Annotated in this window: 15 protein-coding genes and 1 other RNA gene; 8 read left to right on the top strand and 8 right to left on the bottom strand. The window is 47.8% G+C overall.

The annotated features are described in order from the left end of the window. Window positions 1-138: 138 nt before the first annotated feature. Both ssrA and smpB read right to left on the bottom strand, forming a co-directional pair. Window positions 139-506: a transfer-messenger RNA gene (gene ssrA, locus L4D06_RS14620) on the bottom strand. A gap of 49 nt (window positions 507-555) precedes the next feature. After that, on the bottom strand, window positions 556-1,041 hold the full coding sequence (gene smpB, locus L4D06_RS14615; RefSeq protein ID WP_017007693.1) for an SsrA-binding protein SmpB: 486 nt from the start codon (window positions 1,039-1,041) through the stop codon (window positions 556-558). Window positions 1,042-1,233: 192 nt separating this feature from the next. On the opposite strand from smpB, the gene L4D06_RS14610 reads away from it, so the two are divergent. Together L4D06_RS14610 and L4D06_RS14605 are read left to right on the top strand one after the other, a co-directional pair. Then, entirely contained in the window at window positions 1,234-1,665 is a 432-nt protein-coding gene (locus L4D06_RS14610; protein WP_274163635.1) for an SRPBCC family protein, read from the top strand. Next, window positions 1,658-2,005 carry an RnfH family protein gene (locus tag L4D06_RS14605; RefSeq protein WP_274163634.1) on the top strand — a complete coding sequence of 116 codons (348 nt, stop codon included), beginning with the start codon at window positions 1,658-1,660 and terminating at the stop codon, window positions 2,003-2,005. Before L4D06_RS14610 ends, L4D06_RS14605 begins: the two co-directional genes overlap by 8 nt. A 90-nt stretch (window positions 2,006-2,095) precedes the next feature. Here L4D06_RS14605 and L4D06_RS14600 read toward each other — a convergent pair whose 3' ends face one another. From L4D06_RS14600 to L4D06_RS14585, 4 genes are all read right to left on the bottom strand, one after another. Then, window positions 2,096-5,158, bottom strand: a complete 3,063-nt coding sequence (locus L4D06_RS14600) for a M66 family metalloprotease (RefSeq protein WP_429740159.1) — start codon at window positions 5,156-5,158, stop codon at window positions 2,096-2,098. Between the two features lie 193 nt (window positions 5,159-5,351). Then, window positions 5,352-6,188, bottom strand: coding sequence for a polyphosphate kinase 2 (ppk2, locus tag L4D06_RS14595; protein ID WP_429740157.1), 837 nt, complete (start codon window positions 6,186-6,188; stop codon window positions 5,352-5,354). 185 nt (window positions 6,189-6,373) lie between these two features. After that, a complete protein-coding gene (locus L4D06_RS14590) occupies window positions 6,374-7,108 on the bottom strand; it encodes a copper homeostasis protein CutC (RefSeq protein ID WP_429740155.1) in 735 nt (244 codons plus the stop codon). Between the two features lie 183 nt (window positions 7,109-7,291). Further along, window positions 7,292-7,894 (bottom strand): peroxiredoxin C, encoded by a 603-nt coding sequence (locus L4D06_RS14585; RefSeq protein WP_274163630.1) that lies wholly within the window; start codon window positions 7,892-7,894, stop codon window positions 7,292-7,294. 128 nt (window positions 7,895-8,022) lie between these two features. Here L4D06_RS14585 and L4D06_RS14580 point away from each other — a divergent pair, with 128 nt between their 5' ends. The 3 genes from L4D06_RS14580 (at window position 8,023) to aceA (ending at window position 12,648) form a co-directional block, all read left to right on the top strand. Further along, window positions 8,023-8,919: a hydrogen peroxide-inducible genes activator gene (locus L4D06_RS14580; RefSeq protein WP_274163629.1), complete on the top strand. Its 897-nt coding sequence runs from the start codon at window positions 8,023-8,025 to the stop codon at window positions 8,917-8,919. Window positions 8,920-9,649: 730 nt separating this feature from the next. After that, the gene (aceB, locus tag L4D06_RS14575) at window positions 9,650-11,257 is read left to right on the top strand and encodes a malate synthase A (protein ID WP_429740152.1); all 1,608 of its coding nucleotides are present in this window, start codon (window positions 9,650-9,652) and stop codon (window positions 11,255-11,257) included. A gap of 86 nt (window positions 11,258-11,343) precedes the next feature. Further along, window positions 11,344-12,648 (top strand): isocitrate lyase, encoded by a 1,305-nt coding sequence (aceA, locus tag L4D06_RS14570; RefSeq protein WP_274163627.1) that lies wholly within the window; start codon window positions 11,344-11,346, stop codon window positions 12,646-12,648. A 125-nt stretch (window positions 12,649-12,773) separates the two neighbouring features. Here the strand turns inward: aceA and L4D06_RS14565 are convergent, their stop codons facing one another. After that, entirely contained in the window at window positions 12,774-13,388 is a 615-nt protein-coding gene (locus tag L4D06_RS14565; protein ID WP_429740150.1) for an acyl carrier protein phosphodiesterase, read from the bottom strand. Between the two features lie 99 nt (window positions 13,389-13,487). Then, window positions 13,488-13,946: a CBS domain-containing protein gene (locus tag L4D06_RS14560; protein ID WP_274163625.1), complete on the bottom strand. Its 459-nt coding sequence runs from the start codon at window positions 13,944-13,946 to the stop codon at window positions 13,488-13,490. A 188-nt stretch (window positions 13,947-14,134) separates the two neighbouring features. Between L4D06_RS14560 and L4D06_RS14555 the strand changes: the two genes are divergently transcribed. From L4D06_RS14555 to L4D06_RS14545, 3 genes are all read left to right on the top strand, one after another. Continuing rightward, on the top strand, window positions 14,135-15,166 hold the full coding sequence (locus tag L4D06_RS14555; RefSeq protein ID WP_429740148.1) for a S1 family serine peptidase: 1,032 nt from the start codon (window positions 14,135-14,137) through the stop codon (window positions 15,164-15,166). Window positions 15,167-15,310: 144 nt separating this feature from the next. Next, a complete protein-coding gene (locus tag L4D06_RS14550) occupies window positions 15,311-16,384 on the top strand; it encodes a serine protease (RefSeq protein ID WP_429740146.1) in 1,074 nt (357 codons plus the stop codon). Window positions 16,385-16,700: 316 nt separating this feature from the next. Then, window positions 16,701-17,744 (top strand): serine protease, encoded by a 1,044-nt coding sequence (locus L4D06_RS14545; RefSeq protein WP_429740144.1) that lies wholly within the window; start codon window positions 16,701-16,703, stop codon window positions 17,742-17,744. The last annotated feature ends 19 nt before the right edge of the window (window positions 17,745-17,763 follow it).

Here is a 17,763-nt window from a genome sequence, read left to right as displayed (position 1 = left end):
AAATCTTGGTGTTATTTTTGGTGTAAGTTAGGTGTTATTTTATGAACGCTAATGGATAAGTATAGGCACAAAAAAGCCCGTAAGTTACTAGAACTTACGGGCTTTTTAAGCTTCATGAAGATTCATGAACCAATCGATTGGTGGAGCTGGCGGGAGTTGAACCCGCGTCCAAAATCAGTCTAACTAATGGCGCTACATGCTTAGTCTATCTTTGTTCTCGTCAGTGTGCTGCGAATAGACACGCTACAAAAAGACATACCAGAATTCTATTTCGCGGTTCAGCTCTCTAGTCAAAGCATCCCTCGCTATCTCGTTTGGGTTTGAACTTCTATGATTCCCCGTCTTACAAGCGGAAGCTAGGGTAGAAGTGCGCTAGCAGGTTATTAAGCTGCTAGTGCGTAGTTTTCGTCGTTTGCGACTATTTTTTTGCGGCTTTTTACGAGGCAAACCGCCCCTCGGCATGCTCCACGAGCCTTCTTGATCCTGTCGAATCCTGAATCAGCCCCGGAATTTTTATGACGCAGATACTAGCATAAAGCTCTGCTGCGTCAATGATTATCTGGCTGAAGCCTTCATGATTCGCGCTTTATCGCGCTGCCAATCGCGATCTTTCGATGCATCGCGTTTGTCATGAAGCTTTTTACCTTTTGCCAGACCAATCTTAAGTTTAGCCCATGACTGTTTCCAGTACATAGACAGCGCGATAACCGTGTAACCTTCTCGGTTCACTTTGCCAATTAATGTGTCGAGTTCACGACGCTTAAGCAGCAGTTTTCGCACGCGTGTTGGGTCGGCAACTACGTGAGTAGAAGCAACGTTAAGTGGCGTGATTGTCGCACCGGACATGAAAGCTTCACCATCGCGGAAAAACACGTAGCTCTCAGTGATATTGACCTTGCCTGCACGGAGGGCTTTCACTTCCCATCCTTGTAGCTCTAGCCCGACTTCTACATCGTCTTCGATGAAGTATTCGTGGCGAGCTTGGCGGTTCTGAGCAATTGTATTGCTGCCCGCTTTATTCTTTGAATTTTTCTTTACCATAATGGACGCATTATACGTAGTGGTAGAGAAGGACGATATAGTTTTTATGGGATTTTTAGAATCAAGCCCGTTGTGCTCACGTTCTAAGCGGTTTCTGGGTGTCTCTCAGGGGCTATCTCCTGCATTTTGAAGACGTTTGGGTAAAATTAAGGTCCAATGATATGATGTTGGCATCGACGTAGAGGAGTTGGTATGCCGCGTATTACCCGTTCAGCACTCGTGCCGTTTAGTGCAGAGCAGATGTTTAAGTTAGTGAATGATGTTGAAGCTTACCCGGCGTTTTTGCCTGGGTGCTCCGGTTCACGTGTGTTAGAAGCCAGTGACATTGCCATGACAGCGTCGGTGGATGTGGCGAAAGCGGGCATCCGTAAAACGTTTACTACCCGTAATGAGCTTGTGAATGGGCAAGCCATTAAGATGGAGCTGGTCGACGGCCCGTTCCGTAAGTTGGTGGGCGGTTGGCATTTTACGTCGCTAGATGTTGATGCCTGCAAGATTGAGCTGAATCTGGATTTTGAGTTCACCAATGGTTTGGTGGAAATGGCCTTCGGTAAGGTGTTTAACGAGTTAACGTTGAACATGGTGAAAGCGTTTACTGATCGTGCGAGAGTCGTTTATGAGTGATAAGTTGCTTCATATTGAAGTGATGTATGCGTTGCCCAATGAGCAGCGTGTGTTTAAAGCCATCGTAACGCCTGATATGCATGTGGAAGACATTATCCGTCATTCGGGGGTATTAGATGTTTACCCTGAAATCGACCTAAAGAAGAACAAGGTCGGCGTGTTTAGCCGCTTGGTGAAGCTTGATGCGTTAGTACACGATGGCGATCGCATTGAGATTTATCGCCCTTTGGTGGCTGATCCCAAAGAGATTCGCCGCCGCCGCGCAGAGCGCATGAAAGCGGAAGGAAAGTCTGACCCTGTCACGGGTGGTAAAGTGAATCCGCAACGTAAAACGGATTAATAAACGCCGCAAATAGGGCGACAGTGAAAGATGAAAAAGCGGTGATCACTCACCGCTTTTTTGGTTTTATTTGCTGTGCGTTTTAACTATTTATAGTTTTGTCCATGCGTCTTGCCAGAAGGCTGAGGTAGCAGGGGCGTAACTTGCGCTGGCGCACCAACCTGAGTTTGGCCACGGTTTGCATTGGTATAATGTGTTATCCGCGCCGGTAACAATGTCACCTGCTTGGTAAGCGAAACCAGCCTGATAGGTTGGGTATTCGCCTGGCTCTGGTGGCGTGACTTCTGGGTCGGGATCTGGCGAACCGCAGCTATTGTCGTCGGTTTGCTTCCAAACGCCCCATTCTCCAGTCGTGCCCGGCTCTTCGCCTTGTGTCCACCAACCTGCTTTCCAAACATGACCGTTGTGCGTGACTTTGTCGTCACCGATGTAAACGGCACCGCGCTGCCAAGCGCTTAGGCACACTTCACTCGCTTCTACGGTGATCGTACGTTCTTCGCTCACGGTCTGGCCTTCGCTGTCGGTCACTGAGTAGATGAGTGAATAGCTGCCTGGAGTGAGTGTGTCGACATGGCCTGTTACCTTAACGCTTGCAGTTATGTCGCCATCTTCTGCATCAAATGCGGTAACACCCGCTATTGGGTCAAAGGCATCACCTTGCTGAACAGTAAGATGTTCTGTTCCTGAAAGCATGGGTACTTCACCGAGCTCTGTGGTGACAATACCAGCTTTTAACGTTGCGGTTGGCGCGACAATGTCCATGCTGTCTAGCAAGTTGTTGTTGCAGTAAAGCTCGGCACGATATGGCTGGCTGTCGGTTGCCACGTTAATGTGGAATCGGTTCATCAAGCCATCGTTTAGGCGACGGTTGTGCAAGTTAAAGGTGAGTGTGCCATCGTGTTGAGTCAGCACATCAATCTGGCAGGATGATGGCGTGAAGTTGTCTTTATACACTGAGCCGTATGCGCCGTTAAGTGCAGGGTAGAAGTAACTTGGCAAGATGTTCTGTGGGTCGTAATAGCCAACCAAGGTGGTCACAGCAACGCCTTGCTGGTGTGGAACGCGATCAACGGTGCGGTCAATGATGTTGCTATCGACTTGATTCCACTGGCCTGCTTCAAAGCGGAATGCATGTTGCTGACCATTGATGAGTAGCACAGAGCTGCCACCAAAGTGGATGTGTGAGTTGTAGCCTGCGCTAGAGCGGAATACAGCCACTTTACCTTCAAAGCTGACATCTTCTGGTAAGTAGAAATCTCTCGCCCAATAACCATTGCCAGTATTGAGTCGCACGGCGTCTGCGGTGGCAAACAGTTCATGGAATTGACGGCTGTTTTCATCGAAGTTATTGAGTTCGTTGTTACCGCTGACGACAACGATGTTAAAGGCCAAATCGTCGATGAGGGTATTTGCCCACGGCACCATGGTTTGGCTTTGTTTATCCCATTGGCTGAAACCGGTTGGTGACGCGGCGTCGAAATTGGCTTTGCTTTCCAATAGGGTCTGAAACACATTCAATTCATACGGTGTGTGCAGCGTATAGGCGTTGGCATCTGGGTGCAGAGGCCAACCGCCAGCCATGGTGCCTTTGCCAAAGCTGTGGCCTTCGAACGGTTGTGCACATTCGCCGTCGTAACAGGTTGCACCGTTGGTGCGTGCTTTACTGAGGTTTGGTAGGAAAATGTTTTCGAACAGATCCCATCCCCACGTTGAGTTGATCTTGGTTGAGCTGTTGTGTACGGAGCCGGCAAAACCGCCCAAGTAGTGCGCCTCAGGGTGAACAGTGCCTATACCTGCGCCCAATTCATGGCCGACTTCGTGGCTGAATTCATTACCTGTTGAGCTGACAACGGACGCAACGCCCGAGTACGATCCCAGTAGGCCATGAGCAATCAGCCCATCGCTGTATTTGCCGATGGAGTTGTTTACTGTGATTTGCGCGGCGTGATAAGGCGCACTGATGTTCCATGCGGCGTGGTCGCGCACGTATGCACTGTTTACCCCATAGTTAGCGCTGTTGATACCTGCGGAAATCAGTTCACGCGCAATGCGGTAGTGAGAGTCACTGCCGTAGGCATCGGCTTTACTTGGGTCGACATCTATCAGCAAGCGACCATCCGGCAACATGATTTCTTCGAGGTGGATCGGTGCGTAGGGGTTAACAATCAACTTACTGATTTGCAGTGATTGGAAGTAGTCGCGGTGAAGCTTCTTATCTTCCATGAATCGGAATTCACCACGAGGTGGCGTTAATAGGCCTACGTCGACAGTGTTAAGAATCAGGGTGGTGTTCGCCCCGACTTGAATGCCTTCAACGATGCCTTCGCTGCTACCAGCGGTAAACGTTAGGCTAAAACCGGGTTCAATCACTTCGGCAGGCAGCACCGTTGTATAGGCTTTGTCGCTATAGGCGAGGTTGCCATAATCCACATCGGATTGTGCGTACCAAAGCCCGTCAACATTGTTATAAGTGATGCTGTTGCCATGGCTCAGTGTGTCAGCGCCATGAGTATATCGAATGGTGGAGTTGTAGCCTGCCTGCGAGGAGAAGGTGACGATTTTACCTGTGAATTCTTGGACTTCTGGCAGAATGAATTCGTAAGCAAAGTTACCGTCGCTGGTGGCGACTTGAATCGTATCATGCTCGGTGAGCAGAGATTTGAAGGTGGTTTGTCCTTGTTCGCCAGCGATACTGCCGATGGTGTTGTTGGAGCGCAATGTGTGCGCGTACGAGTCAGGCACGACGATAGTCACGTCAGTTTCAATTTGCCCTGCTGGCTTTGGCTGCGCTGCAGGCGCTTGTAAAATGGCATGATGAACACGGTTACCTTGGCTGTCTTTAACCACAACAGAAATATCATTGCCGCTGATGCCATTCGTGCTGCTGGGTTCAAAGATCACCAGTGCTTTGCGTAATGACACCAAGTGAGGCTGGCGATCACCGTCAATTTTATTGACGGTCGGCATGATGACACTTTGCGCTAGGCTAACATTGCCCGCGAGCGTTCCTTGTGTGTCTGAAGGCAGTGTTTTTTGGTTGAAATAGACGGTGTCTGAGGCTGTAGCGGGTGTCATCGTAGTGGCAAGCGCAACAGGGCTGCTTAACCCAGCAGTAATGACTGAGATCAGGCAAGCAATATGCTTTTTATTCATGATGTTACTTATTGATTTGAAATTTTTTCGGAATATACATTGCAATCAATAAGTAGAGGTGCGTCACGTTTTTGGGTTTGAAGCAAGCGCACAAAATAATGAACAGAATTGACCGAAGATGGAAGGGCGTGCAAGAAAATGACTTTCATGAAAAAGGGCGGCTTTGCGCAGCCCAAGTGGTTGTCTGTTCGAATTATTTGTCGCTTGAAGCGATATCATTGGCGATGTCGGGCACGAAGCTTTGGCTCTCTAGTGGTACGCGTACATAACCTTCTTTGCTTATCTCCGGCAGTTCAATGTCATCATACTGAATGCTCTCGTAGGGAATGCTAGCGAGCAGGTGAGAAATACAGTTGAGACGGGCTCGCTTTTTGTTGTCCGCATTCACTACCCACCAAGGCGACTCTTTGGTATCGGTGTGGGCAAACATACGATCTTTGGCTTCGCTGTAGGCGACCCAACGGCTGCGAGACTCTAAATCCATTGGGCTGAATTTCCAGCGTTTGATAGGCGTGTCGATACGTTCTTGGAAGCGCTTTTCTTGCTCTTCATCAGAAACCGAAAACCAGTACTTCAGCAAAATGATGCCAGAGCGTTGAAGCATGCGCTCAAACTCAGGGCAGGTGCGGAAGAATTCTTCATATTCATCATCACTGCAAAAGCCCATCACTTTTTCAACGCCAGCGCGGTTATACCAGCTGCGGTCGAAAAGCACGATCTCGCCAGCACCAGGTAGGTGGGAAATATAGCGTTGGAAGTACCATTGGCTGCGTTCTCGCTCACTGGGTTTATCCAAGGCGACAATACGGCAGACACGCGGGTTCAGCTTTTCAGTAATGCGCTTGATCACGCCGCCTTTACCTGCAGCATCGCGCCCTTCAAACACCACCACCACTTTCAACCCTTGATGCTTTACCCACTCTTGGAGTTTTACGAGTTCAGTTTGAAGGTTCACCAGTTTTCGCTCGTATGCGTCTTTACTGAGTTTACGTTTTTTCTGAGGGTGCTCTTGAGGGGGTGTTTTCGCCATTAGCCACTGCTCCTTGTGTCGGGAATACCTGTTCGCAATAGGTGCACAACGAACAGGCGTTTCTCACCCTAAGAAGGATGGGGGATCATTGCAATCCCCCGTCTGGAAAAGTGCGAGTTTGTCTTATACCCAGCTACGTCGATATACCAAACAACGTCAATATCGTGTTCAGCGAGATTGTGGGGCTATTTCAGCGCTAACACCGTTTGTTGGATGATGTCAGGGTTAGTCACGGTGATGTCGAAGTCGCTTTCACCATTACCCATGGTAGCTTTCTCATTGCGGTAAGTCATGAATGAAGATCGTGTGGTTTTGCCTGAAAGGTGAATCTCAGTTGCCCCCGTTTCTGTGATAATGCGTTTTGCATTATCAGGAGAAACCCCCGCACCAGGCATGATGCTGAGTCGGCCTTGGGTCAGTTGAACCATCTCTTTCAATGTTGAAATACCTTCGTCTGCGCGTTTGGCTAGGCCTGAGGTCAGCACACGCTCTACGCCATGAGACATGAGAAACTCAAGCGCATCAAAAGGGGCTGCGCAATGGTCGATGGCACGATGGAAGGTAATGCCCATACCTGAAGCAGCATGGATCATCGCTTTTACCGCCGCCTCATCGATTTTTCCGTTAGCGGCCAGTGCGCCAATAACGACACCGTTCAATCCGGCGCGCTTCGCGGTGTGTATGTCTTCGAGCATGATGTCGACATCATGGCTTGAATATAGAAAATCGCCTTCGCGTGGACGAATAATGGCATAAACCGGAATGGTGGCAACACGCGCCGCTTGCTTCATATAGCCAGCGCTGGCGGTTAATCCACCAGTGGCTAATGAGCTGCAAAGCTCAATACGTCCTGCGCCAGCAGTTTGTGCAATAGGAAGAGATTCAAGGCTATCGATACAGACTTCGATCAATACAGACATTACGCATTCCTCAATAAAAGACTGCGAACATCATCAGGGAGTTAGCGAAAAAAGAGAAGCGGGTAGGGTGTAAAATTTAGGTAAAAAAAGGGCCCGGTGGTCCGGGCCTCGTTTTTATATGCTGACTTTGGCTTTACGCTTACGCGTTAGGGGGAAACTGCGTGAAACAGTTAGCCAAAAATATTACAGGTCGTCAGAGTGCTCAGATAGGAACGCTGCTACACCTTTAGGTGATGCGTCCATACCTGCTTTGCCTTCTTCCCATTGTGCTGGGCAAACTTCACCGTTTTTCTGGTGGAAGTTCAATGCGTCAACCATGCGTAGCATCTCGTCGATGTTACGGCCTAGTGGAAGGTCGTTAACGACTTGGTGACGTACTAGGCCGTCTTCGTCGATCAGGAATGAACCACGGAATGCAACGCCAGCTTCTGGGTGCTCAACATCGTAAGCTTTGCAGATTTCGTGCTTAACATCAGCAACCAGTGGGTATTTAACTTGACCGATACCGCCGTCTTCAACAGCAGTGTTACGCCATGCGTTGTGAGAGAATTGAGAATCGATTGAAACACCGATAACTTCAACGCCTTTCGCTTGGAAATCAGCGTGGCGCTTGTCAAAAGCGATCAGCTCAGAAGGACATACGAAAGTGAAATCCAATGGGTAGAAGAAAAGAACCGTTTTCTTACCTTTGGTGAACTCTTTCAGATTGAAGTTATCTACGATTTCACCATTGCCCAGTACTGCTGCTGCAGTAAAATCTGGGGCTTGACGGCCAACTAGTACCATTTCTCAGCTCCTAAATTGTGTGTTGTCAGGCGTTAACGCCTTAATTCATCTATGAACGGGACAAACTATAGTGGAACTGTTAGATTGGAAAAAGCGAATTTAATAGATTATTGCAATCGGAAAAATCGATGACAAAATTCCCTTCTCTCAAACAGCTCCATTATCTCGTGACACTGCATGAGACGCGTCACTTTGGTGAGGCGGCCAAACAATGTTTCGTTAGCCAGTCTACACTAAGTTCCGGTATTCAGAACTTAGAAGATCTGATTGGTACTCAGCTTATTGAGCGCGATAACAAAACGCTGGTTTTTTCGAGTATCGGTGAAGACGTGGTTGTGCGAAGCCGAGAGATTTTGGCGCGTAGCCAAGATCTGATGGAGCTCACGCAAGTCAAAGAACGCCCTATGCAGGGGAAGCTTCGCGTGGGATGTATTCCTACCATTGCACCGTTTTTATTGTGTGATTTGGTGTGCGCGGTGAACCAGCATTTTCCTGAGCTTGATTTGCTGTTGCGTGAAGACACCACTGTGAACTTGATGGCTGCCCTGAAAAGCGGAGAAATGGACGTGTTGATATTGGCACTGCCCGTAGACATTGGCGGCATGGAAAGCCGTGTTGTGGGGGCGGATGCATTCAAAATGGTTTTAAGCAAATCGCAGGCAGACAAGGTGAATGTTCCCATACGTTATGCTGATTTGCCCGATGAATCTGTTTTCTTGCTTGAGCGCGAGCACTGCTTGACGGATCACGCTGTGTCAGCCTGTCAGTTAACATCGACAGCCAAGATTAACCCCTTCTCTGCAACCAGTTTGCATACTCTGGTACAAATGGTCGCCAATGGCTTGGGGTCGACATTTATTCCGCAAATGGCCATTAAACACGGTTTGTTAGATAACCTTGGTCTTGTGGTCGTTGAACCGCCTGGTCGCAAAGCGTATCGAGACATTGGTTTGGTTTGGCGCCCTACATCGAGCCGAAAACCCACCTTCGAAGCATTGGCTGATTTGGTTAAAACCTTACTTTGACGCGTCATACCCCCCTTCTTTGTTTGCCAATTGACGATGATTTGTTGGTTGGCTACAAAGATCATCGTTATGTTAGCCATACGTTATCTGGCCTAAAACGATAAAATTACCTCTCCTTTTTCTAGAATCTTTACCTCTCATTGCTTTTCTTCTCAACTTTGGTTGATTGCTCGGCTTTGCCTTCATTAATTGGATGATTAATCTGTTTTAGGGGCGGTAAGTCCGTGGCATTTCTGAAATTAAATTCTGTCGATATCGAGACATATTTTTTTAAGATTATTAAGCGGTTAGTGCCAACCATTGTTAGCGTATAACCTTGCAATGTATTGTTAACTTTTTGTTATAAAAAGAATTTATGCAAAGTCTCAGATCTGCTGCTACGTTTAAAACAGAGATTTTTGTTGAGTCGCTATAGTTGCCATTTGGTAATTTAATTTCGTAAGTGGTTACAAAAATGGCACTAAAGGATGAAATGATCACAAACGGAAGAAGAATCTGAGAATTGTTTTAATTCAGTGTTTTGAGTTAAAACTCTAATTGTTATTAACTCATTGTTATTTATGAATTAAAATCATTTTATACTTAAGTCTAATGCAACTGGTGGTGTTGACGTGTCGCGTGAAATACGTCAGCTTAAAGACGTGTTTCGGCGACATGACAGCAATTGAAGCAGTAAGGCGTTAATTGACGTTGTTGTGATTTAGTTACAAATGGAATTGGAGGGCGATTTATGGATTCACACGCACAACAGGCTTCTCAGGAACTTTCATTCGTTCCGCCGATCACGGACAAAGAATCAGATGTCCTAACAGATGACGCGCTGTCATTTATCCATATGTTGGCCATACGCTTTGCAGACCGCGTGCCTGCATTACTGTCAGCACGAGTGGCGCGCCAAGAAAAATTTGATGCAGGGGAGTTACCCGACTTCCTGAGTGATACCGCCAATATCCGTGAAGATTCATGGAAGATCCGCGGCATTCCAAGTGATTTACAAGATCGCCGTTTAGAGATCACAGGGCCACCTGAACGCAAAATGGTGATTAACGCACTCAACGCCAATGTGAAAGTCTTCATGGCAGACTTTGAAGATTCATTTTCACCGGCTTGGGGGCCTGTGCTAGATGGACAGCGTAATTTAACGGATGCCATTAATCGCACTATCTCTTATAAAAACCCCGCTAACGGCAAGCAATATGCGCTAAACGACGATCCCGCGGTGCTTATTTGTCGCGTTCGTGGGTTACATCTGAAAGAAAAGCACGTTTTGCTGAACGGAAAACCCATCCCTGGTGCGCTGTTTGACTTTGGTTTGTATTTCTACCGAAATCATAAAGCCCTGCTCGAGAGCGGTTCTGGCCCTTATTTCTACCTGCCTAAGCTGCAAGCACACCAAGAAGCTGCGTGGTGGAACGATGTGTTTTGTTTCACGGAAGATCATTTCAATCAGCCGCGAGGCACCATTAAAGCGACAGTGCTGATAGAAACCTTGCCTGCCGTGTTCGAGATGGATGAAATCTTGTTCAACTTAAAAGACCACATTGTGGCGTTGAACTGTGGGCGCTGGGATTACATCTTTAGTTATATCAAAACCTTCAAAAACCACCCTGACCGCGTGTTGCCTGATCGTCAGGCAGTGACCATGGAAAAACCGTTCTTGAACGCGTATTCACGACTGTTAGTGAGAACGTGTCACCGTCGCGGTGCAATGGCGATGGGAGGAATGGCTGCATTTATTCCGTCGAAAGACCCTGAGAAAAATGCATGGGTGCTAGACAAAATTCAAACCGACAAGTCACTAGAAGCCAACAATGGTCATGACGGTACCTGGGTGGCACATCCAGGGTTGGCTGACACCGCAAAAGCCGTGTTTGATGCTGCGCTCGGTGATCGCAAAAACCAACTGGATGTGACGCGTGAGCAAGATGCGCTAATTACAGCCGCAGAGCTGGTTGCCCCTTGTGAAGGTGAGCGCACTGAAGACGGTATGCGCCATAACATTCGTGTGGCGGTGCAATATATCGAGGCATGGATTTCAGGCAATGGCTGTGTGCCGATATACGGCTTGATGGAAGATGCCGCAACAGCGGAGATTTCACGCGCCTCAATCTGGCAGTGGATAAAGCATCAAAAGACACTGAGTAACGGCAAGATTGTGACAGCGGATTTCTTTAGAAACTGTCTGACGGAAGAAATGTCAGTGCTTAGAAATGAGTTAGGTGAAGAGGTATTCAACCAAGGGAAATATCAACAGGCGGCCAGCATGATGGAACAACTGACCACCAGTGATGATTTGGCTGATTTCTTAACCTTATCCGGATATGAATTACTGGACTAAGAAGCCGTAGGCTTTTAACCGAGATTTAGTTTAAACCCAAGACGAGTTAACCCAAGTTTAGGAACACATTGAGAGAGGGAATCACAATGACGAAGACAAGACAGCAGCAAATCGACGCACTGAACGCAGACTGGGCAGAAAACCCACGCTGGAAAAATGTAAAACGAACGTATACAGCAGAGGAAGTTGTTGCGCTGCGTGGTTCCTTCGTCCCTGAGCAGACAATTGCTCAACGTGGTGCGGACAAGTTGTGGGAGCTGGTAAACGGTTCTGCGAAAAAAGGGTATGTGAACTGTTTGGGCGCACTGACTGGCGGTCAAGCGGTACAACAAGCGAAAGCCGGTATTGAAGCGATTTATCTGTCAGGTTGGCAGGTGGCTGCAGATAACAACACGGCATCAAGCATGTACCCTGACCAATCTCTCTACCCTGTAGATTCGGTTCCCGCTGTGGTTAAACGTATCAATAACTCTTTCCGTCGTGCTGACCAAATCCAATGGTCGAAAGGTGGTACGCCAGAAGAAGGGACAGATTACTTCCTACCTATCGTTGCGGATGCTGAAGCGGGCTTTGGTGGCGTTTTGAATGCCTACGAGCTGATGCGTTCGATGATTGAAGCGGGTGCGGCAGGTGTTCACTTTGAAGACCAGTTAGCATCAGTGAAAAAATGTGGTCACATGGGTGGTAAGGTGCTGGTTCCTACCCAAGAAGCCGTTCAAAAACTGGTAGCAGCGCGTCTTGCTGCTGATGTTGCAGGCACTACCACCCTTGTGATCGCTCGTACCGATGCGAATGCGGCTGACCTGCTTACCTCTGATTGCGATGAGTACGATAAAGACTTCATCGTGGGTGAGCGTACAGCTGAAGGTTTCTACAAAGTACGTGCAGGTATTGAACAAGCGATTTCTCGCGGCCTAGCCTATGCACCGTATGCTGACCTGATTTGGTGTGAAACAGCAAAACCTGATTTGGAAGAAGCACGTCAATTCGCGGAAGCGATTCATGCTAAATACCCTGACCAACTGCTGGCATACAACTGCTCGCCTTCGTTCAACTGGGAGAAAAACCTAGATTCAGAGACGATTGCGCGCTTCCAGCAAGAGCTGTCAGACATGGGTTACAAGTACCAGTTCATCACTCTCGCGGGTATTCATAACATGTGGTACAACATGTTCGAATTGGCTCACGCTTACGCACAGGGTGAAGGCATGCGCCACTATGTTGAGAAAGTACAACGTCCTGAGTTTGCTGCTGCTGAGCGTGGTTACACCTTCGTTGCGCACCAGCAAGAAGTGGGCACGGGTTACTTTGATACCATGACGAACACCATTCAAGGTGGTAACTCGTCAGTGACTGCACTGACAGGTTCGACTGAAGAAGATCAGTTTTAATTGACGTGTAGACAGCCAATACACGTGACTAAAACGAGTCTAAAGGGGCCATATTAATCGAGCCCTAGAATCCACGCTTTGAGCGACCTTCGGGTCGCTTTTTTTATGCTTTTCCCGGCCACTTTTTAATTTGGTATGTGCCTAGGCGTTGAGCGCGAAAACGTTGAAGCAGCTTTTAGAACGTGTTGGTAGATGGTGGGAAAGGCGTCGAGCAGTTGGTCTTGATGTGCGATAAGCACTGAGGCGGTATCAGCAAGTGGTGCCATGCGAGGGCTACGTGTCGACATGCGCTCTAGAACAAATGGCAGGGTGTTGATATCCGCATAGGATTGGATCCATTGCTCACGCCACATTTTCTCAGACATGAATAGGAAGCGTTCGGGCAGCGCGTTGGGTTCTTTCTTTGCGGATAACTGACAAGAGGCTTGGGCATCATGTACAAAGCGATGCAGTGGAACGTCATGAAAGGCTGACCAGTGTTTGACCAGAGCGTGATCCCAAAAGATATCAAGCGCGATGGCACTATAACGATAGAGCGCTTTTGGAAATAGCGCTCGACAGGTTTTAATTTGCGGCAAGGCATCAATGTAACCATCAACGAATCGATGCAGATAAATTCCATCGACGGTGTCAGGCAAATAAATGCCATCAGGCTTCCCTTTCACAAAATCTGCCAGCAAATTTCCCATCAACTGACTGTCGCAACGCGATGCAACATGAAGGTGTGCAAGATAATTCAATCGGCCTCGCTTGGTCAGTGCCCGTCCATATGGCACCGTGATTCATCAGCGAACGAGTATGACGAAGAATCCTCGTATTGTCGCGACTCAATCGTGCGGCTAGGCCATTTCTTCCTCGGCTTCCTCTATCTCCATGGGCTCAGCGTCTTCTTGTATTTCGAGCAGGTTAATGGCAATAGCAACAAAATCAGAGTCGGTGATAATACCGACCAAATGATCATGTTGAATAACAGGTAAGCAACCAATTTTATGTTGCTGCATAAACAATGCGGCTGATTTTAATGATGCTGACGGAGAGACAGTAAACAAGGATGGCTTTGTAAAACGGACTAACGTCGCCAGCATTGGGTCGTCGCTACCGACGAGGTTTTCAAGGCTAGAGCTTTGGGCTGCGAGAATGTCTCTTTGAGTGATTATGCCTTCTAATTCATAGCTTGAAGATACAATAGGAATATGGCGAATTCGTTTGGAATCCATCAGGCATTTCGCGTCATATATCGTATGCTTAGAAGACAAGGTAATGGGTTCTGGGGTCATCATTTCTTTGACGGTTAGCATATAACCTCCTAAAGGCTTACAAATACAAAGGGTATATGTCGAATGTAGCCAAATTGAGGCACATGAAAGGTGACCGGAATCAAAGATTTGCGTGACCATGTTTTTGGAGGCTCACTGTCTCACTATCAACAGCAGCAACACGGATGTCTGTGCGTGATGAACGTTTAATACTGATAAGGACTTTTGGAATGCGAAAATACGTTGCGTTATTGCTACTCACGCTGTTGTCGAGTTTTGCTCAGGGAGCAGAGCGCGAGCCTCATGTGGTAGGGGGAAGTGATGCGGTGATTTCAGACGCCCCTTGGCAGGCATTTGTGCGGATCGGGAGTTTCATGTGTGGTGGCGTCGTGATCGCCAATGAGTGGGTGCTAACTGCTGCCCACTGCCTAGACACTGGAGGCGATGACGACGATTTTTCATTGGCGTCAGCAAATTCGGTCTCGGTCTATACGGGTACGGCAACCATTAATGGTGCGGGTTTCGCCTCTTTCCAATCTAGCGTTGATACTATTCACGCCCATAACGGCTACGACAAAACCACGTTGGCTAATGACATCGCATTAATCAAACTGTCTTCGTCTATTCATAGCAATGCATCAAGTGTTGTGTTGGCGGATACCGCTGTTCAAACGGCGGTGGAAGCCACTGCCGATTTGTCGCAGCAAGACTTACTGTTGACCGGGTGGGGGTTTATAGATGTGAATCGCAACACGTCGACCAATGATCTACAAAAAGCCACGCTTTCTACGGTCTCTGACAGCGCTTGTGCGTCTAGTTGGGGGGCAACATTAACGGATGTAGCCGGTTATGAAAGTAAGTATTTTTGCGCCCAAGAATCAGGCCGAGGTGCATGTAACGGCGACTCAGGTGGCCCGTTGGTTTGGTTTGATCCTTCTCGCGCGGCAGACTCAGATGCCGGTGCTACGCTGGTGGGCTTAGTCAGTTTTGGCGTTAATTTTCAATGTGCGTCTCCCTCCTTTCCTGATGTTTACACACAAGTGTCGAATTACCGTAGTTGGATTAGCAGCTGCCAAGCGGGTAGCTGTGCGAGTAATAGCTCTCAAGTTGTCACCGCCTCGTCATCGGGTGGCGGTGGTGGCGGTACGCTGGGTTTAGGTATTCTGATATGGCTGTCGATAATGGCTGCGAGTCGTCACATTCTCGCCCGAAATATTTTCAAGGTGCCCGGAACGCTACGAATGAAACAATACGTCGAATGACTCGAAGTATAGGTTGACTCATTTCTGGTTTATCTGTGTAAAGTCGAGAAAATGCCGCATGTTCTTGTTTGCCCGCTTTTTCTTCAAACAATGTTGAGATACGGTCTCCGCTGACTATAAAAATAAGTTGGCGAGGGACAAGGAATGAGAAGTTGGCAAAGGAATGCAACGCTGGCACTTTCGATATTTGCATCGGTTGGTACCGTGTCCGCAGAGGGCGTTAAAGAACCGCGTATTGTTTCGGGTAGTTTTGCTTCAATCGAATCGACACCATGGCAAGTATTTCTCGACATAGGTAATAGCCAGACGGGGTATTTTGCTTGTGGCGGTATCATCATTTCTGATCAATATGTGCTAACGGCAGCGCACTGTATTGAAGGTTTCTCCGCTGCCGATGTGAGAGTGTTTGCGGGCTTTGAACAGCTGTCTTATGCAGGAAGTGGCATTTCTGTATCCAAAGTTATTGCCTATCCCGACTACGACAACGAGCGATTTACCGGAGATATTGCACTGGTGAAGTTGAGCGGGAAGCTTCCTACCAATACTCAGCCTATAAAATTACTGTTACCGGCAAGGCAATCTGAGCTGGATCAAGAGTTTGAGAATGCGGCCTTAGACAATTTATATGTGTCTGGCTGGGGAGCCACATTTACGGGTGGCAAAATCAACGCAGCGCTATTAAAAACGACAATGAATGGCGTGAGCGATAACCAATGCTATTGGACGAATGACAATAATGGGGTTGGCCCGGTCAATTCTGAACTTTCTAATGCTTATATTTGTGCAGATAAATCCTATACCGCAGGGGTATGCTCTGGTGATTCAGGCGGACCTTTAGTTTGGCAAGATAAAAACCATGCGGGTGATGCAGATTTGGGTTATCGCGCTGTGGGTATAGTGAGCTTTTCAAGCAGCAAATTTGGTTGTGGAAGTGTCAACTCTGAAGATGCTTTTACGCAGATCAGCTCTTACCATGACTGGATTAATCTGAATATGGACGGCGGATATAGCGAGCCATCGCCGACGTTTTCGGTAGATATTTTTGATCCGGCATACAACTATAATCCTGATGCCGATAACCCCATAAAGCCGGTGTATCCTTCTGACGCTGATTCAATATTGCCAACACCGAGTAGCGGCGGTGGAGGTTCTATTGGCTGGTTATCATTCGTCTTTGTGGGCATGGTTGCCGCGCGTAGACGTGTCTCCTATTCATAACGCCTGACAAACTTGCTCGCCAAACGTGTTGGCGAGCAACCCTGCTTCGTAAACGGACCTGCGCTCAACAAACCATTCAACACATCGTCTCATCATTTCATTTTGCCTATCTACTCATTTGTTGCACCATATTGGTGCGTTTTGCGCTTCTTTGTCTTAATTATTAACACGCATGACTCAATATGGAGTCACTTGGTTGGTTTTTGACCAATTAGTAAGTGATCACTGCTGTCTTGATTGTTACGTTTTCTCAATAGTTAGTTGCTTGTCTACTTATTGGGTGAAAATGATGAAGCGAATATTTTTGAGTGTATTCATGTCTCTAGTTGGGATGGTGACGGGCAATCAATTAGCTTTTGCAAGTGACAAAATGCCAACCATCGTAAAAGGGTCAACGATTTCAATTGAAGATGTGCCTTGGCAGGTGCTTGTTACAACGAGTAAAGGGACACTTTGCGGAGGCACCTTGGTGTCTGTTTCGTCAGAGGATGAGACAAGCTATGTTCTGACTGCAGCGCATTGCGTGGAGGATGGCTTAAAGGCTTCGGATGTCTATGTGACATTGGGAGTTGACGATTCAGTCAACCGAAGTGGAGCGATAGTTGCCTCTGGTTTATGGATCCATCCTGACTACAATGCATCAAACTTCACCGGGGATATTGCATTGCTGCGCCTCAATGACACATTGCCTGAGCATGCAAAACCCATTGCCTTAGCGGATGCTGGTATGAATGCGAGCGCTGAACTTGAATTTTCTGCGGGTGTTCAACATAACTTATTGGTTTCCGGTTGGGGACGAGTTTCAACCAATGGCTATCAAAGCCGATATTTGCAATTCACCTATTTAGATGGTGTCGAAGACAGGCAGTGTCGATGGGTAATGACTGGCGGGATTTATCACTCCGCTAAGGCCCATGCCTACGTGTGTGCCAATCAGAGTGAAGGTGCGGGCATATGCAATGGAGACTCAGGCGGGCCACTCGTTTGGCAAGATCAAAGTTACGCCGGAGATAGCGACAGAGGCTATCGCCTTCTTGGCGTTGTGAGTTTTCGACATAAATACAATGGCTGCGGCGACCCAAATACGGAAGATGGATTTACGCAAGTCAGTCATTATTTTGGTTGGATAAATGCATTAATAAAAGGGGGGTATCAGCGCCCTCATGAAACCTTTGAAAGCGATATTTTTTCCCGTGCTAACAGAACCACGCCTGCACCGCCGAATGACTCAAACCCAGATGCACCGATTGTCCCTCCCTCTTCTAATATATCTTCGACTAGCGGAGGTGGAAGCATCGCGTGGTTTTCTCTCATTGTCGTGAGTGCTATTGCTGCGCGTCGACGTTTCTCTTTTTCATAATTTCTGACAAATTTGCTCG

This window comes from Enterovibrio makurazakiensis (assembly GCF_050336585.1).
Taxonomy (GTDB): domain Bacteria; phylum Pseudomonadota; class Gammaproteobacteria; order Enterobacterales; family Vibrionaceae; genus Enterovibrio; species Enterovibrio gelatinilyticus.
The sequence above is the reverse complement of the archived record's forward strand: the minus strand, read 5'-3'. Positions and strand labels throughout refer to the sequence as shown.